This window comes from Anabaena catenula FACHB-362, assembly GCF_014698735.1.
GTDB lineage: Bacteria > Cyanobacteriota > Cyanobacteriia > Cyanobacteriales > Nostocaceae > Anabaena > Anabaena variabilis_A.
Window position 1 is genome coordinate 1 of sequence record NZ_JACJTQ010000070.1, and the last position, 20,660, is coordinate 20,660.

The 20,660-nt window shown below is 40.3% G+C and carries 22 protein-coding genes, 1 tRNA gene and 2 pseudogenes; 13 read left to right on the forward strand and 12 right to left on the reverse strand.

Annotated elements, in window-relative coordinates:
* Nucleotides 1–107: 107 nt before the first annotated feature.
* Nucleotides 108–1,316, reverse strand: a pseudogene (locus H6G68_RS25150) (alkaline phosphatase); the annotation flags it as partial.
* 68 nt (nt 1,317–1,384) lie between these two features.
* Here H6G68_RS25150 and psb28 point away from each other — a divergent pair.
* A complete protein-coding gene (gene psb28, locus H6G68_RS25155; protein WP_190909090.1) occupies nt 1,385–1,720 on the forward strand; it encodes a photosystem II reaction center protein Psb28 in 336 nt (111 codons plus the stop codon).
* A gap of 165 nt (nt 1,721–1,885) precedes the next feature.
* Nucleotides 1,886–2,395, forward strand: a complete 510-nt coding sequence (locus H6G68_RS25160) for a MogA/MoaB family molybdenum cofactor biosynthesis protein (protein ID WP_190909091.1) — start codon at nt 1,886–1,888, stop codon at nt 2,393–2,395.
* A gap of 76 nt (nt 2,396–2,471) precedes the next feature.
* Here the strand turns inward: H6G68_RS25160 and mraY are convergent, their stop codons facing one another.
* Together mraY and H6G68_RS25170 are read right to left on the reverse strand one after the other, a co-directional pair.
* Nucleotides 2,472–3,575, reverse strand: a complete 1,104-nt coding sequence (mraY, locus tag H6G68_RS25165; protein WP_190909092.1) for a phospho-N-acetylmuramoyl-pentapeptide-transferase — start codon at nt 3,573–3,575, stop codon at nt 2,472–2,474.
* Between the two features lie 76 nt (nt 3,576–3,651).
* Nucleotides 3,652–3,897, reverse strand: coding sequence for a DUF3134 domain-containing protein (locus tag H6G68_RS25170; RefSeq protein ID WP_190909093.1), 246 nt, complete (start codon nt 3,895–3,897; stop codon nt 3,652–3,654).
* Nucleotides 3,898–4,137: 240 nt separating this feature from the next.
* Here H6G68_RS25170 and H6G68_RS25175 point away from each other — a divergent pair, with 240 nt between their 5' ends.
* From H6G68_RS25175 to mdh, 9 genes and pseudogenes are all read left to right on the forward strand, one after another.
* On the forward strand, nt 4,138–4,722 hold the full coding sequence (locus H6G68_RS25175) for a PAP/fibrillin family protein (RefSeq protein ID WP_190909094.1): 585 nt from the start codon (nt 4,138–4,140) through the stop codon (nt 4,720–4,722).
* A 265-nt stretch (nt 4,723–4,987) separates the two neighbouring features.
* Entirely contained in the window at nt 4,988–5,203 is a 216-nt protein-coding gene (locus H6G68_RS25180) for a photosystem I reaction center subunit IV (RefSeq protein ID WP_190909095.1), read from the forward strand.
* A gap of 170 nt (nt 5,204–5,373) precedes the next feature.
* Nucleotides 5,374–6,210, forward strand: a complete 837-nt coding sequence (locus H6G68_RS25185; protein ID WP_190909107.1) for a DNA-formamidopyrimidine glycosylase — start codon at nt 5,374–5,376, stop codon at nt 6,208–6,210.
* Nucleotides 6,211–6,628: 418 nt separating this feature from the next.
* Nucleotides 6,629–7,216, forward strand: coding sequence for a hypothetical protein (locus H6G68_RS25190; RefSeq protein ID WP_190909096.1), 588 nt, complete (start codon nt 6,629–6,631; stop codon nt 7,214–7,216).
* A 27-nt stretch (nt 7,217–7,243) separates the two neighbouring features.
* Nucleotides 7,244–7,399 (forward strand): annotated as a pseudogene (locus H6G68_RS25195) (zinc finger domain-containing protein); the annotation flags it as partial.
* Between the two features lie 408 nt (nt 7,400–7,807).
* On the forward strand, nt 7,808–8,425 hold the full coding sequence (locus H6G68_RS25200; RefSeq protein ID WP_190909097.1) for a hypothetical protein: 618 nt from the start codon (nt 7,808–7,810) through the stop codon (nt 8,423–8,425).
* 464 nt (nt 8,426–8,889) lie between these two features.
* Nucleotides 8,890–9,849 carry a FliH/SctL family protein gene (locus H6G68_RS25205; protein ID WP_190909098.1) on the forward strand — a complete coding sequence of 320 codons (960 nt, stop codon included), beginning with the start codon at nt 8,890–8,892 and terminating at the stop codon, nt 9,847–9,849.
* A 280-nt stretch (nt 9,850–10,129) separates the two neighbouring features.
* Nucleotides 10,130–10,345 (forward strand): NAD(P)H-quinone oxidoreductase subunit O, encoded by a 216-nt coding sequence (gene ndhO / locus H6G68_RS25210; RefSeq protein WP_190909099.1) that lies wholly within the window; start codon nt 10,130–10,132, stop codon nt 10,343–10,345.
* Between the two features lie 112 nt (nt 10,346–10,457).
* Nucleotides 10,458–11,435 carry a malate dehydrogenase gene (gene mdh / locus H6G68_RS25215; protein WP_190909100.1) on the forward strand — a complete coding sequence of 326 codons (978 nt, stop codon included), beginning with the start codon at nt 10,458–10,460 and terminating at the stop codon, nt 11,433–11,435.
* A 179-nt stretch (nt 11,436–11,614) separates the two neighbouring features.
* On the opposite strand, the gene H6G68_RS25220 is transcribed toward mdh, so the two are convergent.
* The 7 genes from H6G68_RS25220 to H6G68_RS25250 all read right to left on the reverse strand — a co-directional run bounded on the left by H6G68_RS25220 (nt 11,615) and on the right by H6G68_RS25250 (nt 16,168).
* On the reverse strand, nt 11,615–11,935 hold the full coding sequence (locus tag H6G68_RS25220) for a translation initiation factor (RefSeq protein WP_190909101.1): 321 nt from the start codon (nt 11,933–11,935) through the stop codon (nt 11,615–11,617).
* Nucleotides 11,936–11,946: 11 nt separating this feature from the next.
* Nucleotides 11,947–12,438, reverse strand: coding sequence for a hypothetical protein (locus H6G68_RS25225; RefSeq protein WP_190909102.1), 492 nt, complete (start codon nt 12,436–12,438; stop codon nt 11,947–11,949).
* Between the two features lie 377 nt (nt 12,439–12,815).
* Entirely contained in the window at nt 12,816–14,459 is a 1,644-nt protein-coding gene (locus tag H6G68_RS25230) for a metallophosphoesterase family protein (protein ID WP_190909103.1), read from the reverse strand.
* Between the two features lie 151 nt (nt 14,460–14,610).
* Nucleotides 14,611–14,684 (reverse strand) — tRNA-Pro (locus tag H6G68_RS25235).
* Between the two features lie 125 nt (nt 14,685–14,809).
* On the reverse strand, nt 14,810–15,175 hold the full coding sequence (locus H6G68_RS25240) for a DUF1818 family protein (RefSeq protein ID WP_190909108.1): 366 nt from the start codon (nt 15,173–15,175) through the stop codon (nt 14,810–14,812).
* Nucleotides 15,176–15,338: 163 nt separating this feature from the next.
* The gene (locus H6G68_RS25245) at nt 15,339–15,842 is read right to left on the reverse strand and encodes a hypothetical protein (RefSeq protein WP_190909104.1); all 504 of its coding nucleotides are present in this window, start codon (nt 15,840–15,842) and stop codon (nt 15,339–15,341) included.
* 89 nt (nt 15,843–15,931) lie between these two features.
* Nucleotides 15,932–16,168: a DNA-directed RNA polymerase subunit omega gene (locus H6G68_RS25250; RefSeq protein ID WP_026104076.1), complete on the reverse strand. Its 237-nt coding sequence runs from the start codon at nt 16,166–16,168 to the stop codon at nt 15,932–15,934.
* Nucleotides 16,169–16,301: 133 nt separating this feature from the next.
* Between H6G68_RS25250 and H6G68_RS25255 the strand changes: the two genes are divergently transcribed.
* Nucleotides 16,302–16,841 (forward strand): hypothetical protein, encoded by a 540-nt coding sequence (locus H6G68_RS25255; protein ID WP_190909105.1) that lies wholly within the window; start codon nt 16,302–16,304, stop codon nt 16,839–16,841.
* Nucleotides 16,842–17,164: 323 nt separating this feature from the next.
* Here H6G68_RS25255 and H6G68_RS25260 read toward each other — a convergent pair whose 3' ends face one another.
* Entirely contained in the window at nt 17,165–18,316 is a 1,152-nt protein-coding gene (locus H6G68_RS25260) for an extracellular solute-binding protein (RefSeq protein ID WP_190909106.1), read from the reverse strand.
* A 351-nt stretch (nt 18,317–18,667) separates the two neighbouring features.
* Between H6G68_RS25260 and H6G68_RS25265 the strand changes: the two genes are divergently transcribed.
* Complete coding sequence (locus tag H6G68_RS25265) at nt 18,668–19,042, forward strand: hypothetical protein (RefSeq protein ID WP_190718330.1); 375 nt, start codon at nt 18,668–18,670, stop codon at nt 19,040–19,042.
* Between the two features lie 111 nt (nt 19,043–19,153).
* On the opposite strand, the gene cobT is transcribed toward H6G68_RS25265, so the two are convergent.
* Complete coding sequence (gene cobT, locus H6G68_RS25270; RefSeq protein WP_190909109.1) at nt 19,154–20,290, reverse strand: nicotinate mononucleotide-dependent phosphoribosyltransferase CobT; 1,137 nt, start codon at nt 20,288–20,290, stop codon at nt 19,154–19,156.
* Nucleotides 20,291–20,660 lie beyond the last annotated feature (370 nt).

A 20,660-nucleotide genomic window follows, 5' to 3' on the forward strand; every position in this document is an offset into this window, starting at 1 on the left:
GGCATCTCTAACGCTTATTTTAGCGTACCAGCCAGCTACCTTTGCATTGGGGCATCTCACTTTTAAAAGCAGTGGCAGTAACACTTTAGCTATTTCCGGAGATGTCTAATAAATGATTTATCTGTTTCCCCAGGAAGCAGCGGACGAACTGTATCAGGTTTTTGTCCTTGAGAACCAAACAGAGAAAAGATACTCAAACCTGTATTACTGTAGTCTCCATTAGCGGTACTGACAGGGAGATTTCCCTCTTGTCCCCTGGCTCCATATAATCCTAATAGACGCTGATTCTTATTTGGATCTAATCTAGCCGCAGTAGTCGCTAATTTAGTCGCAGCATCTTTCCCCCGTTCTAAAAATGTATAATCATAGCGGTTGCGATTGGGGTTTTTACTCAATTCTGCATAGGTTGATTTCGTAATATATTCAAATTTTGTCGGTGGTTCTACTCCCATTGGTAAAGATTCGCTACCAGCACCTGTGAGGGGATGACCACCTCCTAAAATAACAGTAGGTTGATAAATGCGGAGTTCCTGTTGTAAGATGTTGTCTAAACTAGGGAAATCAGCATCATATTTATTTCGACGATTAACGTTAGCTGCTGCTGCACCAGGAGTAGCATGATCAATCGGTACAGAAGTGACAATTCCTGTAGATTTACCTGCATCAGCCGCAGTTTTGAGAATTGTTTCTAGTGGTTTCTCAAATATATCTACGGAAATAGCGTTGTTATAGCTTTTAACTCCGGTATAAAGAGTAGTAGCTGTGTTCGCTGAATCAGGATAACTGTACTTGATGTATGCAGGGTCATTTCCAGGTGTCCAAGGATTTATGCCACCACGAACAGGATCATAACCGACTAAGTTACCAACTGCATCAGCACTGAGGTTTTCTGTACCACCAGATGGTTTATTTCCTGGGTTAAATTTAGGTTGGAATTTGAAACCCGGTAAAACTGGACTAGCACCTGTCATAGAAATAGAGTTATCTAATGCAGAGTTGCTGGTACTGAACACGCCATTACCAGGGGCAACAGTTGTACCATAGGTTGTAGCTAGGGCGTAATTATCTAGGGTTTGAAAGCTGAGTCCTTCTCCCTTCCCTGATGTGTAATTATATCCTTTGGCAACCGCAGCAGCGTGAGCCATTTCCCACCCCATACCATCCCCAATCATCAGAATTACGTTTTTGGTGTTGGTTGTGGTTGTAGCTGGGGTGGAATTAGAAGCTATCGCTCCGACTATAATAATTCCCAGGGTTAAGATCCCAGCCCATAAACTACCCTTGAATCGAATTTTTGAACTAGATTTAACTGCCATAGGTAAAATGCCTCCTCTATGATGAGAGAATATTACATAATGATCACAAAACTTAAAATTCACTTATCATGGCAAAAATCCAATTTTCTAAAGGCGTTGACGAAGAAGTAATTCCAGAGGTACGCTTGACGCGATCGCGCAGTGGTGACCAAGGTACAGCAACATTTATTTTTACCAATCCTCAGATTTTGGGACAAGGTAATACTGAAGAAATCACCGGGATGTACATGATTGACGAAGAAGGTGAAATAATCACCCGTGAAGTTAAGGGTAAATTTGTCAACGGTAGACCAGAAGCCTTAGAAGCCGTTTACCTGATGAAAACCCCCGAAGAATGGGAGCGATTTATGCGCTTTATGGATCGTTATGCCAAGGAAAATGGTCTAGGATTGAGTAAATCCTAAGTAGTCACTTAGTCATTGGTCATTGGTCATTGGTCATTGGTCACTGGCTAAAATTTATACGATTTTAAATTTTGGATTTGGGATTGTCAAAGAGTAAGTAAACAAGTGTTTTACCACTTTCATCTGTCGCCATTATTTTTCTGTCCTGGTATTAAATAAATACCGATGAAACTCCAACCACACCCAGATTCAAAGGAAATAACTGTAACTTGCGCTGTTATTACCGTCAGCGATACCCGCACCACGGAAACAGACAAAAGTGGTCAACTGATTCAACAATTGCTTCTGACGGCTAACTATGCTGTCGGAGTTTACAAAATTATCAAAGATGAACCCGCACAGATTCAAGCACAGATAGAATTCCTGGGTAAAAGTGCCAATATAGATGCTTTAATTTTTAATGGTGGGACAGGAATTGCACCTAGAGATACCACCTACGATGCTATAGAAAAGTTGTTAGAAAAGACTTTACCGGGATTTGGCGAGTTATTTCGCTTTTTGAGTTATCAAGAAATTGGTTCACGAGCGATCGCATCTCGTGCTGTAGCTGGTATTTATAAAAATAAACTTATCTTCTCTCTTCCCGGTTCTAGTAATGCAGTACTACTAGGAATGGAAAAACTGATATTACCTGAACTCGTTCATCTCGTTACTCAAATGCAAAAACTATCATAATCAACAAAACAAAAACAAGATCCCCGACTTCTACACCGAGAAATCGGGGATCTATATTCCCCACATATCAAAAATCTCAAAATTTAATAATTGTCAAGCAGATGGTAGCCAAAATCGCGGCGATTAGATAAAAGACTCCAACTACTTGCAATTCTGACCAGCCAGTTAACTCTAAATGATGGTGTAAGGGAGCCATTTTGAACAGCCGCTTACCTTTACCATCCGGTCCCTTGGTGGCTTTGTAATAACTAACTTGCGCCATTACAGACAGGGTTTCTACAAAGAAGATCCCACTGAGAATAAACAGGGCTACTAAACTGTTAGTCAACAACGCTACAGCAGCTAAAGCACCTCCTAGCGCCAGGGAACCAGTATCTCCCATAAAAACCTGGGCTGGGTTACGGTTATGTGCTAAAAATCCCAAACAACTACCACTCATAGCCGCACAGAAAATCATTAATTCCGGTGAGGTGGGTGCAATTATAGCGCCTAATGCGAAAATAGCGATCGCAACTGTTCCCCCTGCTAACCCGTCAATCCCATCAGTTAAATTAGTCGCATTACTTTCTGCTACCAACACAAAACCAGCCAAAGGCCAGAAGAAGAATCCTAAAGGTAGGGTAAAGCTCACCCAAGGTAAGGCAATATTTGTTATGCTAAAATCTCGGTTAAAAATTATCCACACACAGAAACAAGCCGCAAAAATTATCTGCAAAGCCAGTTTCATCTTTGGAGATATACCTTTATTTGATCTCCGGCGCAAAATTTGCCAATCGTCAATCCAGCCAATCAAACCGTAGCTAATTGTTAAAGCCGAAACAGCCAATACGTCTTGATGAAAATTAGACAATATACAGCCAACTATCACTGCTACAGGTATGAAAAAAATACCACCCATAGTTGGCGTACCAGCCTTTTTTAGATGGGCTTGGGGACCATCTTCCCGGATGATTTGCCCTGTTTTCAGCGCTTGCAGTAGAGGTACTACCCATGTACCCACAGCCGCAGCACCTACAGCACATAGCAATAAAGGCAAAGTCAGAGATGTAGGTTGCCAGGGTAGTCTATTCCCCAGCCAATCTAAAGTCAAGGCTGCTGTACTGAGCAAGAGGGCTAACATAGAGGCCAGCCCAATTCCAGAAATATTTATACTTTGGTCAGGAGATAGTTTAGCGTCCACAGAAAATTTTCCTTCACTCCACACTTAAAAAAACCGACAAACAGAGACTATTGATAAAACTCTGTCTCCACACCTCTTAAGGCTCATCCTCATCTATGCTGATATCGTCATCGTCATCAAAATCAAGATCGCCAATTCCGTCTTCTCCACCCAAAAAATCGGATATTACTGCTTCCGCTTCCGAAAAATTAGGTTCGTGAACGTCACGCGCTATAAGACGACGGCTAGACTGCAACCAATCCAATATGGAGGACTCTTGCTTTGAGGGAATTACAGTAGCTCGCTGGTTGCGGGGTTCCTCACGTAGGGGCGAATTTAACATATCAACGAAGACACGAAGAGGTTTATGTAACTAGACATTAAGAGTCTATCATTTGATACGGGATAATTTAATTAATGATTCAACTCTTTGATTGATAAATCCGAATTAAACAAAAAAGATTATTTAATTACCCTATCGCAAACAGTAAGCCCTTCAAGAGGTGAATTGCATAGCTATATACATAAAGCATTAATATCTTGTTAATTCTGATTTCATAGGCATATTTTGAGGTAAAAGGCGATGATGACAAAATCTACTCTCCTGGATGCAATCGCTGGTACAAATCGCGGTTTGCTGGCAACTGAAACCCAAAAACAGGCTATTCTAGCAGCGATCGCTAGTTTGGAGGATTTTAACCCCACACCGCGCCCTTTGGCAGCCAGCTACTTACTAGAAGGTGATTGGCGACTACTTTACACCACAAGTAAGGCTTTACTCAATTTGGATCGTTTCCCCTTTTGCAAACTTGGACAAATTTACCAATGTATTCGAGTAGAAACTACCAGCGTTTATAACATAGCAGAAATTTATGGACTACCTTCTTTGGAAGGATTAGTTAGCGTAGCTGCTAAATTTGAACCACTCTCAGAACATCGAGTTCAAGTAAAATTCCAGCGTTCTATTATTGGTTTACAAAAGCTAATTGACTATAAATCACCTGCAACTTTTATCCAACAAATTGAATCCGGAAAAAAATTTACTGCACTTGATTTTCCTATTCAGAGTGACAAACAACAAGGATGGTTGGACATCACCTATATAGATAATGATCTACGCATTGGCAGAGGTAACGAGGGTAGCGTATTCGTCTTGAGTAAGGCATAGGGCATTTATTCGCAAGAAGTGTTTGCGAACGACCTTATTCTATTATAGGTACTTTGTCAAGTGGAGTTTGATATGGTTTTGTGTAAGGGACAGGGAGAGTTAGGGAGATTAGCCTGTTTCCTGCCTCCTGTTCCCCATTCCCTGTTCCCTATTCCCCAATATGACAAATAACTTAACAAACACTCTAGCAACGACCTTCAGGTTGTAGAGTGAAATCAATTAGCCCTAATTTATTGGCAATTGATAATTCAAAGGGAAAATAATCATGGTTCAACGTGGTTCTAAAGTACGTGTTCTCCGCCCCGAATCCTACTGGTTTCAAGATGTAGGAACTGTGGCCTCTATTGACCAAAGCGGTATCAAGTACTCCGTAATTGTCCGGTTTGATAAGGTCAATTACTCTGGGATCAATACCAATAACTTTGCTGCTGATGAATTACTAGAGGTTGCACCTCCAGCAGCTAAAGCAGCGAAAAAGTAAACAGTCGCACAGTATTGAGTGCTGAGTCCTGAGTATAAAAATTGGAAAAAGCAGTAAAATAAATATGCTGGTTCCATCTTTGCGATTTATTTCGTGAAGCATTGCTCCGAACTCAGCACACCCTGCGGGAAGCCTCCCTCTGGGCTTGTACCGCCATCATTACTCTAGAAATGCCTGAACTGCCTGAAGTTGAAACAGTCCGACGGGGTTTAAATCAATTAACCCTAAATCAAACAATTACGGGGGGAGATGTGCTGCTAGAACGCACTGTCGCCTACCCGTTTTCTGTTGAAGAGTTTATAGAAAGTATTAAAAAAAGCACAATTAAATCTTGGCATCGTCGTGGTAAATATCTTTTAGCTGAACTTTCTCATTCTTCGACCTGGTTAGGTGTGCATTTGCGAATGACAGGTCAATTACTCTGGCTAAATCGAGATGAACCCTTACACAAACACACCAGAGTCAGGTTATTTTTTGGGGAAAATCAAGAATTACGCTTTGTTGACCAACGCACCTTTGGGCAAATGTGGTATGTTCCCCCTAATGTGGCTGTAGAAAGCATTATTACAGGTTTGGCAAAACTGGCTGTAGATCCATTTTCACCAGAGTTCACCGTTGAGTATTTAGCGAATAAGCTGCAAAAATCTCGTCGTCCCATTAAAACTGCATTGTTAGATCAGTCGATAGTTGCAGGATTGGGTAATATTTATGCTGATGAAGCTTTGTTTAAAAGTGGAATTTTACCAACTACTATCTGTGCAGATTTACAAAGCCCACAAATTGAACTTTTAAGAACAGCAATAATGCAAGTTCTATCCGCAAGTATTGCCGCTGGTGGAACAACTTTTAGTAATTTCCTCAATGTTAAAGGTGTAAATGGCAACTATGGCGGTGAGGCTTGGGTTTACAACCGGACTGGGGAACCTTGTAAAGTTTGTGGTAATGTCATCCAGCGAATTAAGTTAGGTGGGCGTTCTAGTCATTTTTGTTCAGAGTGTCAGAAATGAGGGGGATTGAAACCTCTCTCTAAATCTCTCTCCTGGAGAGAGACTTTGATTTTATAGCAACAGACAGGGCGGTTAGGACACCAACTGATTATAAAACCTAGACACCAAAAGACTTTTCAGACTGTCACCTGTCACTTCCTGTCACCTGCTATAATTCCCCCACTTCCCTTGTAGGGAAGGGGGTAGGGGGGTTAGGTTTTTCTTTAAATTGTTTTTCCCGTATTTATACTGAAAAAGCTTTTTTTGGTGAAATTGGCGTAAAAAACAGAAATCGAGATAAATAAAGATAAAGATGCTTGACTATACTTTTAGAAATATTATAAAATTTGTAACTAAGAAATTACCGAATATTTTATTGTTTGTTGCTGTGTTGGGTATTTATTTGTATTATTCATTGTTCAGGGAAATCTGCTTGCTGATGAAGCTATCTCATATTCTGCCATTAGTTGTTGGTAGTGCTGCTGCTGGTGTTTTTGCCAGTATGTCTCCTGCTCAGGCTTTGACTACGTGGACTTTAAATAGTACGACTTTTAGTGATGGTTCTTACGTTACTGGGTCATTCAATTACGATGAGACTAATACCAGCCTTTCGGCAGCAGCTTACACTGGTGTATCAATCCTTTTGTTCAATAATACAAACACACAATTAGCATCATACACATTGGCAAATTTAGCTGATAGTAATGGTTATACTTTGAGACTTGGAGATGGGACGTATTGGGTAAGAATCTATAACGCACCTAGTTTTTGGACTAATGTGAGCAGTCCGGTGTTTATTACGGGTTTTACTGCTTATGGGCAGTCTGCCACTTTCGGCTCAAATCAGCTAGGATCGGGTTCTTCGGGAACTATTACTGCTAGTGCTGCCGTTCCCTTCGACATCCCCGGAGGCGCAACTATACCCACAGTTGGCTCCCTACTAGCCCTGGGTGCAATGAGAAAAGTTAAAAAAAGCCTAGCATTAAAAACCCGCATCGCCAACCCTGTAACCACAACGGTTAGCTAGGATAAACTTTTCTACCTCCACGTTTTCCATTTTCGATATCTTAAAGGTGTAAATGGCAACTATGGCGGTGAAGCGTGGGTTTATAACCGCACTGGGGAACCTTGTAAAGTTTGTGATAATTTGATACAGCGAATTAAGTTAGGTGGGCGTTATAGTCATTTTTGTTCTCAATGTCAGAAATGAGGGGGATTAAGAAACCTCTCTCTAAATCTCTCTCCTACAAGGAGAGAGACTTTGATTTTAATTCCCCCACTTCTCTTGTAGGGAAGGGGGGTAGGGGGGTTAGGTTTTTATTAAATTGTTTTTAACGTATAAATACTGAAATACGTTTTTTGGTGAAATTGACGTAAAGAAACCGAAAATTTCAGATAAATAAAGATAAAGATGCTTGACTATACCTTTAGGAATAGATTAAATTGTAACTAAGAAATTACCGAATATTCGGTTAGTAAGAATTGCGTTCTTTTTCTGGTGCATTGAAACCTTCTGAGCGGCTGATTAACAGCTTCGCTGGGAGTTTGCTGAGGCTTTTTTGGCTCTCAGGTAATTTTCGTGCGCGTGTATTCGTTTTCTATCAAGGAGAAAATTCTCATGAAGCTATCTCGTATTTTGCCATTAATTGTTGGTAGTGCTGCTGCTGGTGTGTTTGCCAGTATGTCTCCTGCTCATGCTTTGTCGTGGAACCTGAATAATGTCCAATTTACCGATGGAGGGTCTGCAACTGGTTCATTTGATTATAATGCTGGCGTTTTTTCTAATGTCAATATATCTGTTTTCAGGCCTGATTCATCACTGTTTCAGGCGTTTACCACATCTAATGTCATCACTGTCGATGGTGGGGGAAATCAAAGTAATTTTAGAAACTTGTGGCTGAAGGCTAGTCCTGGAACTCCAGGTTCTAGAGAAATACGTTTGTCAATAAACTCATCGCAGAGTTTTGGCACAGACGGAACGTATAACCTCGTTTCTAATAATAACTGGGCTGTGGGTGATACATACTATGGTACTAGTGAGGTTCTGAGGATTGCAGGCATTAACTTGAGCAGTGGTGCTAATGTTGCCTCTGCTGCCGTTCCCTTCGACATCCCCGGAGGCGCAACCATGCCCGTCGTCGGCTCCCTACTAGCCCTGGGTGCAATGAGAAAAGTTAAAAAGAGCCTAGCATTAAAAACCCGCATCGCTAACCCTGTGGAAACGGTAGTTTCATAAACTTTTCCACTTCCACGTTTTCCGTTTTCGATACCTGATACTTCACCAAAGGATATTTGATCAATATACCTGTCCGAAAAAGATTGTAGAGCCGAGAATCCCTACCCATTGAACGTCTCTACAAGGGTTCTGAATCATGCATATTTAAATTCGGTCAATGTCTAATAATTATCGGGTAGGGGTTTAGCATTGCTAAACCCCTACATTTTCGTTGTCACTAAATATTATCTAAAGAGTGTAAAATAAATTAATATTTCTTGTCAGAATCAGGATGTCCATGATTAAAGGATGAACAGGATGAAAATAGGAATTTCAGTAACCATTATCCATTACCAGCCTCAACTAGATAACTAGCAACTTGAGTTATTAGTTTAAATTAAATTAAATAACCAATAATTCCTTGATGATACTTTTCACCCAGATTTATTCGTGGAATCAATCCAAAATCCAAAATCCAAAATCTCATGACTCGCTTTATACATGACCAATTTGCTAAACAATATCTAACGGAACTATTAACACCTTACGGAGAAGTAGAAACCAGCAAAGATATCACAGCCGAAGTAAGACAAATTGACGTTTTGTTTATTCCTTCACCTCAACCTACACAAAGTCTAGAAATACTCGGACTACTAGGAAGAATGGCGACAAATTATGCTATATTTGAACCATTCCGCAATGCAGTCACCAAAAGCGAAATTCGCAGTTGTATGGGTAAATTATTTGACATTCATGCGGACATAGAGCGTCAATCTAACCGCAACAATACCCGTATAAATGAGGCAGAATTACCCAGGTTGTGGATTTTTTCTCCTACTGCTTCAATGGAACTACTAACAAGTTTTAATACTACAGTCGATGAAGAAAACTGGAGTAAAGGCATTTATTTTTTGGGAGAGAGCTTAAAAACCGTCATTATTGCTATTCATCAACTCCCCAGCACACCAGAAACCCTGTTTCTCAGGATATTAGGTAAAGGCAAAGTTCAACGACAAGCGATTGAAGAATTAGAAGCAATACCTAAAAACAGCCCGTTCCTTTCCCATATCGTACAATTAGTACATGACCTGATTGCTGTTTTATCGGCTCGTCAACGTCAAGAGCAAGATATTGATAAAGATGACCAGGAGTTGATTATGAAACTATCAGAAATTTATCAACAACAATTAGAAGAACTAAAAAAACAAGGACTCCAGGAAGGACTCCAGGAAGGACGACAAGAAGGACGACAAGAAGGACGACAAGAAGGTATAGAAAGAGAACGACGCGCTATGATTGAAAGTATCATGCAAGTACGTTTTGGGGAAGTTGATTCAGAATTAGCAGCAATTATCGACTTTCTGATTGCCATAAGTAGAGAAGAATTTACTCCTTTGCTTCTACAATCATCTCGTGAGGAGTTATTAGCTAGATTTGCACAATAATTGATGGGAAAATGGACAAATCAGCAATTTGCAAAAGAATTTGAAAATTAATCAAAGTCCAGAATATAGAGTATGGGGAGGGTTGACAACAGGTTTTAGATTTGTTATCGTAAACTTAATAAGGAAGAACTATCTAAAAATAAATAATATAAACTTTCTCATAAACCGCTTACCACCAGAGTAGGCGGTTATCTTATTTGAGGAAAGAAATTGCGCCTTTACGTCTTGGCGCGAGATAAAATTTTGAGTAAAAGCGTTTATTTTGGAACGAGGGGAACTCATGGCTGTTAAAAAGGGAAATATGGTGCGGGCTATCCGCGAAAAGTTGGAAAATAGTCTAGAAGCTAAAGCTAGTGATTCTCGCTTCCCTGCTTATTTATTTGATAGTCAAGGGGAAGTAGTAGATATCAAGGGTGATTACGCTTTGGTGAAGTTTGGAAAAGTGCCAACACCAAATATTTGGTTAAAGCTAGAACAATTGGAAGAGTTTGTATAACAAACATACATAGTTCTTAATTGTGCTTTAGCTTAAAAGTCAGCAGCATGGTGGGTTACGTTGTCACTAACCCACCCTACTATGATTGAATAATTGCAATTATAGAAAAATTATGTCTTATTCCCCATCTTCCCCAGTTTTGTGTAAATCCCCCCGTGTGACTATTGTCGGTGCGGGTAGAGTTGGTAGCACTTTAGCCCAACGCATTGCAGAGAAAAATTTGGCTGATGTGGTGTTATTAGATATTGTGGAGGGAATGCCCCAAGGTTTAGCTTTAGATTTGCTAGAGGCCAGAGGACTGGAATTACATAATCGGCAAATTAGCGGAACTAATAATTATGCAGATACGGCTAATTCGGCAATTGTGGTGATTACGGCTGGGTTTCCCCGCAAACCGGGAATGAGTCGGGATGATTTGCTGAAAATCAATGCCAAAATTGTGGTTGATGCCGCCAAAAATGCGATCGCACATTCTCCCCATGCTATCTTTATTGTCGTCACCAATCCTCTGGATGTGATGACTTATTTAACTTGGCAAGCGACAAATTTACCCAGAAATCAAGTAATGGGTATGGCTGGAGTGTTAGACTCAGCCCGTTTTGAAACTTTCATTGCTTTAGAATTGGGAGTTTTACCTGCGGACGTGAAAGCAATGGTTCTAGGTAGCCACGGTGATTTGATGGTTCCTTTAGCCCGTTATGCAACTGTCAATGGTATTCCTATTACAGAATTATTAGACGCAGCCACAATTGAACGTTTAGTAGAAAGAACCCGCAACGGTGGCGCAGAAATCGTGGAATTAATGCATACAGGAGGCGCGTTTTTTGCTCCTGCCTCTGCCACCTCCCTGATGGTAGAATCAATTTTATTAAATCAGTCGCGTTTGTTGCCAGTTGCAGCTTATCTGCAAGGTGAATATGGTTTAAACGATATTGTCATTGGTGTTCCTTGTCGTTTAGGATACGGTGGAGTTGAGAATATTTTAGAATTGACTCTCAGTGATCAAGAAAGTTCAGCTTTGCAGACTTCAGCGGAGTCCGTCAGGAGAAATATTCAACGAGCGCAGGATATTCTCGCAGTTTCAGAATAATTTTGTATCTACTCAATTTCCTTTATGCAGAGTATTGCAGGTTAGGAACTTCCCAAAAATAGACATAGCCATGAAAATTAAATATGCGTGGCTTGAAACCCTTGTAAAGACGTTCCATAGAACGCCTCTACATCATATATCCTTCGTCAGCGATATTTCGGACAGGTCTATTAGTCCTATTAGTAACGATATTCCTCATCAGCTGGGTCGCCGTAAGGATCTTCACTAGCAGGGCGAATATTGCCAAAAGTCTCTTGGTCTGCGGGGTCGCCGTAAGGGTCTTGGCTGGCGGGAATAACATTACCGAAATCTTCTTGATAAGCCGGGTCGCCGTAGGGGTCTTGGCTGGCGGGAATGACGTTACCGAAATCTTCTTGATAAGCCGGGTCGCCATAAGGATCTTCACTGGCTGGACGTACTGGGAGATCGCTTTCATCTACTCGATTATCATTTGACCCGAAGAATAAATCTTTCGCTCTTTGCAAAAAGTCATTGACCATAATATGTCTCCTTAAAATCCTGGGGCTGTTGCTGGTACTTGAGTGAGATCCCGGCCTGTGGTGCGCCCGTTATAGCCTTGGAAGTCGCTATACCGTTGAGCTTCTGATTCTGGAACGCGAATACCTTCTTGCGGTGGCGTTACCCAGTGAGCGCGACCTTGAGCATCGCGGTAGTATACGCGACCATTTTTGGAAAGGTAATATTTACCCTGCACTCCCTCTCCTTGAGCGTTTTTGTGTTGGTTGTAAATGTAGTAAAGTGCGGCTGCTCCCGCTAAAATTGCAACTTTCTGACCTGTGGATAATCCTTTCTTAGCTTGAGGTTGATTTACGGGAGTGCGCTCGCTGACTACTCTACCTGTCGTATCATCAACTGGTGGTGGTGGTGAAGCAGTTCGGGAACCGCCGCCACAGCTGGTTAATAATGGTACTGTTAATAATGCTGACAGCAGTACTGCTATCAGGGCTAAAACTGGTTTACGCTCTTTACCTAGTGTTTTCATTGCATATTCTCATCACCTAGAACTTGTTTATCCCCGTATATTTGCAAAAGCAGATTCTTACTAGGTTATTTTTCTAGGAACCCAAAGAAGCGGGGGTATAGCATTTGAAAGGTATAATGAACCATTTTTGCTAGTATTTCATCTTGCTATTGGTATAAAGCAATATTGCATACAGTATGTCTCAGGAAATATGCAGAAAAGTTGAACTTATACAATTTTGGATTTTCGATTTTGGATAATCAAAGAATTACTCGATAAACTTTTCAGCGAAAAAAGCACAGGATAAGTATGGTTTCATTCTCTATGCTTTTTACAGCAAACTCCCAGTACCAGGTATGAAATCATAAAAGAGGGTTAATTTGATTACTCGGTTCTGATTATTTCAACTTAAATTCATCAAATTTGACAACTTCAGAATTAGGCTTTCTCGTATCAAAACGATAGCTGCTTATAGTACCTGTTCCTGTGTTGAAAATGCTAAAAACTGTAATCTCATTACTAGCAATATAAGGCATTGGTTTGCTATCTTCTTCCAATAATGGAGAAATAGTTGGTAGTACCGGCTCTAAACCGTTAGGATCGCCAATTGCTGTATAATTTTCTTGATAGCTTGTGGGTACTTCTCGCTTTCTTCCACCCCAAGCAGCACCGTAAGAATTACCAACGTTAGAAGTTTCTAAAAAGTGCATCCCACTCGAACTAACAAAGCGATTCCATAAATGGGAATGTCCATAAAATACTAACTGCACTTTAGCTGCTTCTAATAAAGGCAGAACATCACGAATTATATAATCTGCACTTTTAGGATATTCATAACTAACTGCTTTGATATTTCCTTCGTTATCTCTTTCAATTATAGCTACAGGATTAGTATAAGCTGGAACAATATTATCACCCAAAGTATGAGGTGGATGATGAAACATCACGACTTTATATTTTGCCTGTTCAAACTCAGAACTGTTTAATTCTTGTTTAAGCCAATTATATTGTTGACTACCCTCAAAAATTGGTTCATAAATTAACTGACCATAACCCCAATTTTCATGATAATTAAAATCTTTTTCTGTTTCTCTATATCTACCTTTTCTAGTTGAATCTAATTGGGGATGTCGCCACATATTCGTAATATACAAAACTATCAAGCGAACATCACCAAAAGTAACGGCATAATAGGTTTTTCTCCCTTCTTTACTTTGGGGTAAAGTAAAAATTTCTTCGTAAGTGTCAGTATTGAAAGAATTATTTTTTAGTGTTGTTTCCCCATACAATTTTTGGGCAACTTCACGAGGAATAGTATCATTAAATTCATCATCTAAACTTGCTGTTCTGGCAAATCTACCCATGACTTCATGATTACCAATGCAAGTAAACATAGGGGCATTTTGAATAATTTTACCTCCGGTGTAAGTTACTTTTACACCGTTATTTTCCATTTGATAATTAGCACGACCTTGCAAACCTGGAAATAACGCATTTCCTCGATTATCATCAAACCATTCGGAAGCGCGGTCTGGGACATTGACCAAATCTCCTGCAAACCATACCCCGTCCACATTTCCCACTGTTTCTACCACTTTTTGCAGATTCGCTGCTGTCATTGGTTTAAGCTGGTGGTCAGAGGTGAGGAGGATTTTTAATGGTGTACCTGGTTTGGGAGTGGGTGCAAGGGTAAAAATTTCGCTGCTAACGCTTGCGCCATCTTCTCGTATACTGGTGACTTGATAGGGAATCCGCACATTAGCAACTAAACCCGTAAGTTCGGCTTCGTGTCGCCAAATTTCACGTTTTACAGGTTTTTGATAAATTTGCCCGTTCTCTGTTTGATTTGCTACTCTTGATTGTTGGTCTTCTCTGGTGCGGCTGAGTTTGGTAGTTTTTGCAATTGCACTTTTATCAAGTTTTTCACCATAAATGACTAAGTGTTTATCACCTACAAACTCAGTAAACCAAACTACTCGCACTGAAGTTTCAGTTGGTAGTTGCAAAAATGGGTCTGTCAGCAGTTGGGGTGCTGATATCATGAGTGTTTGCCCAAAAGAACGCACGCTTACTAGAGTAAGGCATAACAACAGGATAAGTACAGCAGTTAAGTAGCTTTGATTGCTGTTTACGCTTTTAAACATAACTGTTGTGCAGAAACACAGCAATGTCAATTTATAAGTTTTAAATCAATCGGAGCGGCGGGATTCGAACCCACGACCTCCACTACCCCAAAGTGGCGCGCTACCAAGCTGCGCTACGCCCCGTCTACTTAATTTTGGATTTTAGATTAGATTCTGGATTTAGGGTTTATCCAAATTTATGTATCTAAAACTTATTTAAGTCACTCTTACGAGATTATCACAAGCTTCAGGAAAATAGCAAGCTTTTTTCAAAAAACTTTGAGAACCTCTGTAGCTTGAACTAACCCTGGCACGGCAGCAGCATCCCATTTACCTTCTACACATCGTCCAGTATTGAGGATGAAGCGCAGACTATAAGCGTGAGCATAGCCTTCTACCTCCATCCATAATAAATCGCTTTCCGCTTCACAGGCAATTTTTTCTTCATCCATTAATTCTGTGGCTAAATGCTTTATGGTATCGGCTAATTTTGCGAGAAGTCGGCAAAAGTCATTTAATTCCGCTTCGGTTAATTCTAGCGCCCAATCGTCTGTACCCACTAAGCCTTTAAATTCTGCTGCGTCGGGATTCCAGCCAATGCGCCAACCTGTTCCGCTTTTGATGACTCGTTGCATGGGTACTTTTTTAACGCCAAGGAATGCTGAGGAGATTCTCGCCAATTTTAATTTTGGCATTGCTGAAAGAGAAAATGACACTCAAAAACTCACACTCTCTGTGACTCTGCGCCTCTGCGTGACACTAACTCATATTTCCACTCAGCAACGTCTTAATTTTTAATTATCGTAGTGTGTTTTGGACAGGATTAAAAATATCAACTAAGACTTGGACTAGGTTATTGCGTTGCTTGCGGGTAAGTTTGGCAATGACGGTGCGATCGCTTTCAATCGGATTTTGCTGTAATGTATCATTACCTGGATAAGATAATTCATACATTGTTTCATTTGCATCTAGATAATCCGCCAAAGTTAACTTCCAATCTAAGCGATACAAGGGTGATCTCCCTTTCACGTAAATGTGGTAGCGAATCATCCGACTAGCTAAAGTGTTGTTTTCAGCAACTTTCTTAGTTTCTTTACTGATATATTGATTTTCTTTTGGCAGGTCGGGCAATTGCTGATACACTAGTTGCCAAACATCGCTAGGACTGATTCTCTGAGCTACAGCGGGGGAAATGCTTAGTAAACTAGTACTTGCTGTACCTAAAATTATTACGCCCACTGTGATTAAGGTAATTATGAGCGCTGAGTTGAACCGCCAAAATAAAGGTTTTTTCTTTTGCATAGAGAAAATATTCTGAGATGAAAGTGATACTGAGAGTTTTTTACTCAGAATGGGTAATTTTCATCTCAGTAATTAATTGCCGGAGTTTTTTACAGTTCGCCGATAATTTCTGGCTGAGTCATTTCGTCAGACATCTCCAGAATCGCTCTGAGTACGGGTTTCATAATCGCATCTTCGTTATTTTCAAAATCTTCATAACGCCTACGTTTGGCTCGATTCGCTACTTGAACCGTAATGCGGTAGCGATTTGAGGCGGCACTAATAAGCTCCTCAGCACGGAGCATAATCTGAGACTGAGTTGTCTCGAACTTGGAACGCTTAAGCATAGTTAGTGACTTCTGAGATTCTACCTTAGTTTAGCAGCACTGAATTACATATCCTGGAAACAATAGAATACTTTTTTAAATCTGAATATTTAAATTGAACATTCACTGACAACTTAAGATATTGAATCAACTTATGCCTAAATACAACCGAGTCAGTAGACAGAAATCGCTGACACTATTACTAACCCTGAGTCTCACTACTTATTGTCTGTCACCAATCCCACCTTCAAGTGCAGAAAGTATACCCCAGCCTTCTGATGCACCACTGGAACTAAATTTATTAAATAAGCCAAAAGGTTCGGTAATCACAGCTAACACCATTAACCCAGAAAGATTAACTATTCCTAGTTTATGGTGGGCAAAAGACAACTCGGAAAACAAACTTTTAGATAACTGGATTGCGTATCCAAATTCTGAAAAACAACCAGCCCGTGTAGACTTGATAGTAAATCAGCAAATTTGGAGTTTATTAGACTATCTCGAACGCTACAACTTTGTCAACCAAATGGGCAGTATGGCTAGAAATTTTGGCTATAATATCCGAGTTTTCAATTATCAACAAGAACCTTTAGCAACTTACACTTGTAACTTTAGTAATAGTCCAGAGTTATGCAATATTCAAATGAACAATCAAAGTAGGTTAGGCTTACGTCAAGTCACTCAGGAAAATTAAAATAATTCGTAATAGTGCCTACGGTCCCGCTAGGGATACGTAATTCGTAATAATGCTGATCGCAGTCTACTCCACGTAATTAATTTGTGTAACGGAGATTTAGCGCCAAGTCGGATCACCAGAAATCGGCGATCTGAACTTTGTAAGTAATGGGACAGAATTAATTACACAACTGATTTTTCTGTTCCCTCTCTCAACGAGTGAATTTAATTTTTTTCCGACTACTTAAGAGAGACCTCGCCTAACATACTTGCCGTTGATAGAAGCGGGGGGACTTAAACCCTGAATTAGTTAAAATAATTTGCCATAGAGGCTCCGGTATATCATCCCAAGTTTTTCATTTTTATAAATAGAGACTCATACTGTTTGATTGTTGCCGATGATAATGGTAGTAAAAATTCACTTTTTTCTAATATTTCTTGATTCTGTAGTAATAGGTTATTCAATGTTTCCTGAAGTTCATCAGCAGAAATGTTTATAGCGATAGGCGAATTTGTTTTAGTCAGTATGGCAATTTGTTTGGCTATATTTGGTTGCCAACAGAAATTAATCCATTCAGATGCTAAAACCTTTTTTTCAACACCTGCGGGACTTACCCATAAATCTGCCCAAATTGCTGTTCCTGATTGGGGAATCACTATGGCAAGTTTTGGATAGCGATTTAGGATAGGAATAATGTCACTTGACCAACCAACTGCTAACCAAGTATCTCCAGTGATTAGCGGTTCTAGGTAGGTAGTAGAATCATAGAATTTTACCTGTTGATTTAAAGCCTGTAATTCTGTTTCCAGTGCAGGGATTTGGTCAAGATTTTCTGTGTTGTAGGATTTGCCTAGTTTCTTTAAAACCAAACCGATGACTTCTCTGGGTTGATTGAGTAGAGAAATACGCGATCGCAATTCACTTCGCCACAAATCTTCCCAATCCTTTGGTTGCCAATCAAATTCTTTAAATTTATCACGATTATAAACAATTACTGTGTTTCCCCAGCGATAAGGCGCACCCCACACCTTTCCTTGCGGATTTAGATTCCCTTGGTCGTCGCGCTGTACTAATTGCTGCCACTTTTCACTTAAGCTTGACCACTGTCTGATTTGTTTTGTTTCTATCGGTTGAATTATTTTTTGTTCAATAGCAGCTTTTAGCCAATAATCTCCCAATGTCACTAAGTCAGCCTTTGGTGTTTTTTGACCTGGAAGCAGTCGGAGGAAACGAGTCAATCCTTGCTGATTTTCGGCTTTTACTTGCTGCCAAGTTTGTAATTGCTGAAATAAACTTTTAATCTGATCGATTGGGGAAAACTTTAACTGTGCCTCAGACTTTATATTTTTGCGAAATTGATTAACAACCTGACCAGGTATAGAATTTTTTAATAACTGCACATTGAGTTGTATCTGGTTTTTTCCAGCGCACCCAATTAGCAGTTGAGACACTGCTAGTCCACTTGTACCTAGCAAAAAAGACCGTCGATCCATTGATTTTGAAATTTGCAACTATACTTAGTATATTAAGTAATTCTCAAAAAAGATATGGGACTCTTCTTTGATTTTTGAAAAATTAACCTACACACCCAGTGCAGGCAAAAATAGCTGACTATGAAAAATCCCGTAAAAGCTTGTGTAATCCGCTTTTTTAATTTTTAATTTTTAATTTTTAATTTTTAATTCTGCCCTGTGCTACCTCCACGAGTACGTATGGCTACGCCACGCAAGCTATCACAACTCTATTTGGATTACTATATGAAAGATTAAATAAATCCTAAGTAAAGTTAACATTGCCAGTAAATTGAATAACATAGAAAAACTATTTTAAAATGAGGGTGTTAAATGGAGCCATTACAAAAACAGATACTGACTTTGAGCCAGAAACTGGATGCCCTCTGTCAGGTTATTGAAAACCTGGACACGAAAGTATCTCAGAGGTTATCTGAGTGTTCCTTAGAGCAACTACAGGCAAGAGATAATTATCAAGAAAAGAACGAAACTGAACGTTATCAGTTAAAAGGACGTATCAGTTTTAGTTCAGAATTAGAGCATAAGGATGTCTTGATAGATAGCATTTGTCCAGACATGAATTTTCAAGCTGGAGATAAGCAAATAACCCCAGAAATTCAAATCCAACGACTGACAGCGCAATTAACAGCAGCATACAATCGCATTGCAGCTTTAGAAGAACAATTAATGAGAGAAAGAATCCACTAATTATTTATCGTAAATTCAAGAGTTTAAGACCCCTATGTCTATAGGTAGTCTCAGCTGAGTTGGGGTAAGTGTCCCCTACTCTAACTGTCTTAAATTTTTAATTTTCAATTTTCAATTTTTATTGATCATCATTTGGCTATGATTTAATTGCTTAAATTGGGCTTCAATGGCTGCCAAAAGTTGACCTTGCTGCCAATCGTGACTCAGATAGGCGGCTATACAAGCGGCTCCTGCACCAACACCTTCCTTGACAAAACCTTGCTCATAAGCTTGGAGTTGGGGATAATGGGAATCAGCAAAACTCAATTGTGTAGCTAACAGGGGAGGAATAGTCTCACCCTGGTTTGTGGTTTTTTTGCCTAAGCTCAGGGCTAAGTCAACTGTAGCGCCGGTCGGATCTTCTGCTACCCAACGGGTTGTACCCACGACTATTGCTTCTGGTTGCCAAGGTAAAGAGTAAGTTTGAGCGATCGCTTGAATCAGAGCATAAACCGCCAACATTTGTGTACCACCAGCTAATAAAACTCCACAAGAACGACTTGCTGCGATCGCCATCCCAGCCACCACCACTTGCATGGGATCTCCTACCGCTGCCACAAGTTGTAAAGGATCTATAGGATTTTGGATTTTTGCTAGACCTGCTTGCACCAGCGCCCACTTTTGTTCATGGTTACAAATAGGGTGGCTACTGTTGACTTTTCCGGCTGCATCAATACCTAAACCAGATAAAATCGCTAAGGCAGTTGTCGTCCCACCAACCACACACTCACTTAAAATCACATACCCATGTGAAATCTCAGCACTCAGTCGAGAACCCCACAGCATTCCCTGTTCCAGCAGGTGTTTTACCGTTGCTATTTTCATAGCCGCACCTGTACTTAAACACCTAGCTGGACTACCACCTAAATCAATTATTGGCATAGCCGGAATCTTTAGCAATCCCGCATTAAATAAATACAGTGGGATGTTGAGCGCAGCAACTACAGCACGGGAAATTAACACAGGGGAAGCCCCCGCCGTCAAAGGTGGTAAGGGACACTCAGGCTGATGTTCTGCACCGTAATATAAAAATTCAGCATCCGCACAAGCCGTATATTTTCGATCCTCTGGAGTTAAACCAGCTGCGGAAATACCAGGGAGTAAACCAGTGTCTGTAAAACCTAAAATACAGGCAAAAACAGGTAAACTACCGCGATAACGCCGTAGCCATGCTTCACCCTGTTCTATTTGTGTATAAATATTAATCATCATCGTCACTTAATCAGTTATGGCAGGGAAGTTGTACTAGTACCACTGCCCCTATAATTCGTAATTCGTAATTCGTAATTTGTAATTCGTAAGAGTTTTGGACTTTTCCAATGGGTGGCTGATTTACGCCGTGTTTTACTAGTAACTCAAAACTCTCCGCGTCCCCATGTCCCGCGTCCCCGCGTCTCTTCTTTAATTTACGCCGTGTTGTACTAGTAATTCAAAACTCTCCGCGTCCCCGTCTCCCCGCGTCTCTTTTTCATCCGATACAAAAAAGCTAACAAATGCTAACAATTACCAGCTTTTTCTTCCTGCTTCATCCTATTCGTGTCGGCACGATCTAGTCCACAGGCTAACACGGTCAATCTGA

Excerpts from the sequence above, each read along its gene's own strand:
- H6G68_RS25250 (WP_026104076.1), bottom strand. The coding sequence starts at position 16,168 with ATGCTTAAGCGTTCCAAGTTCGAGACAACTCAGTCTCAGATTATGCTC.
- ndhO (WP_190909099.1), top strand. The coding sequence starts at position 10,130 with ATGGCTGTTAAAAAGGGAAATATGGTGCGGGCTATCCGCGAAAAGTTG.
- H6G68_RS25190 (WP_190909096.1), top strand. The coding sequence starts at position 6,629 with ATGAAGCTATCTCATATTCTGCCATTAGTTGTTGGTAGTGCTGCTGCT.
- cobT (WP_190909109.1), bottom strand. The coding sequence starts at position 20,290 with ATGATTAATATTTATACACAAATAGAACAGGGTGAAGCATGGCTACGG.
- H6G68_RS25160 (WP_190909091.1), top strand. The coding sequence starts at position 1,886 with ATGAAACTCCAACCACACCCAGATTCAAAGGAAATAACTGTAACTTGC.
- H6G68_RS25205 (WP_190909098.1), top strand. The coding sequence starts at position 8,890 with ATGACTCGCTTTATACATGACCAATTTGCTAAACAATATCTAACGGAA.
- H6G68_RS25220 (WP_190909101.1), bottom strand. The coding sequence starts at position 11,935 with ATGGTCAATGACTTTTTGCAAAGAGCGAAAGATTTATTCTTCGGGTCA.
- H6G68_RS25245 (WP_190909104.1), bottom strand. The coding sequence starts at position 15,842 with ATGCAAAAGAAAAAACCTTTATTTTGGCGGTTCAACTCAGCGCTCATA.
- H6G68_RS25170 (WP_190909093.1), bottom strand. The coding sequence starts at position 3,897 with ATGTTAAATTCGCCCCTACGTGAGGAACCCCGCAACCAGCGAGCTACT.
- H6G68_RS25225 (WP_190909102.1), bottom strand. The coding sequence starts at position 12,438 with ATGAAAACACTAGGTAAAGAGCGTAAACCAGTTTTAGCCCTGATAGCA.
- H6G68_RS25265 (WP_190718330.1), top strand. The coding sequence starts at position 18,668 with ATGGAGCCATTACAAAAACAGATACTGACTTTGAGCCAGAAACTGGAT.
- H6G68_RS25255 (WP_190909105.1), top strand. The coding sequence starts at position 16,302 with ATGCCTAAATACAACCGAGTCAGTAGACAGAAATCGCTGACACTATTA.
- H6G68_RS25185 (WP_190909107.1), top strand. The coding sequence starts at position 5,374 with ATGCCTGAACTGCCTGAAGTTGAAACAGTCCGACGGGGTTTAAATCAA.
- H6G68_RS25230 (WP_190909103.1), bottom strand. The coding sequence starts at position 14,459 with ATGATATCAGCACCCCAACTGCTGACAGACCCATTTTTGCAACTACCA.
- H6G68_RS25240 (WP_190909108.1), bottom strand. The coding sequence starts at position 15,175 with ATGCAACGAGTCATCAAAAGCGGAACAGGTTGGCGCATTGGCTGGAAT.
- H6G68_RS25200 (WP_190909097.1), top strand. The coding sequence starts at position 7,808 with ATGAAGCTATCTCGTATTTTGCCATTAATTGTTGGTAGTGCTGCTGCT.
- H6G68_RS25260 (WP_190909106.1), bottom strand. The coding sequence starts at position 18,316 with ATGGATCGACGGTCTTTTTTGCTAGGTACAAGTGGACTAGCAGTGTCT.
- psb28 (WP_190909090.1), top strand. The coding sequence starts at position 1,385 with ATGGCAAAAATCCAATTTTCTAAAGGCGTTGACGAAGAAGTAATTCCA.
- H6G68_RS25180 (WP_190909095.1), top strand. The coding sequence starts at position 4,988 with ATGGTTCAACGTGGTTCTAAAGTACGTGTTCTCCGCCCCGAATCCTAC.
- mdh (WP_190909100.1), top strand. The coding sequence starts at position 10,458 with ATGTCTTATTCCCCATCTTCCCCAGTTTTGTGTAAATCCCCCCGTGTG.
- H6G68_RS25175 (WP_190909094.1), top strand. The coding sequence starts at position 4,138 with ATGATGACAAAATCTACTCTCCTGGATGCAATCGCTGGTACAAATCGC.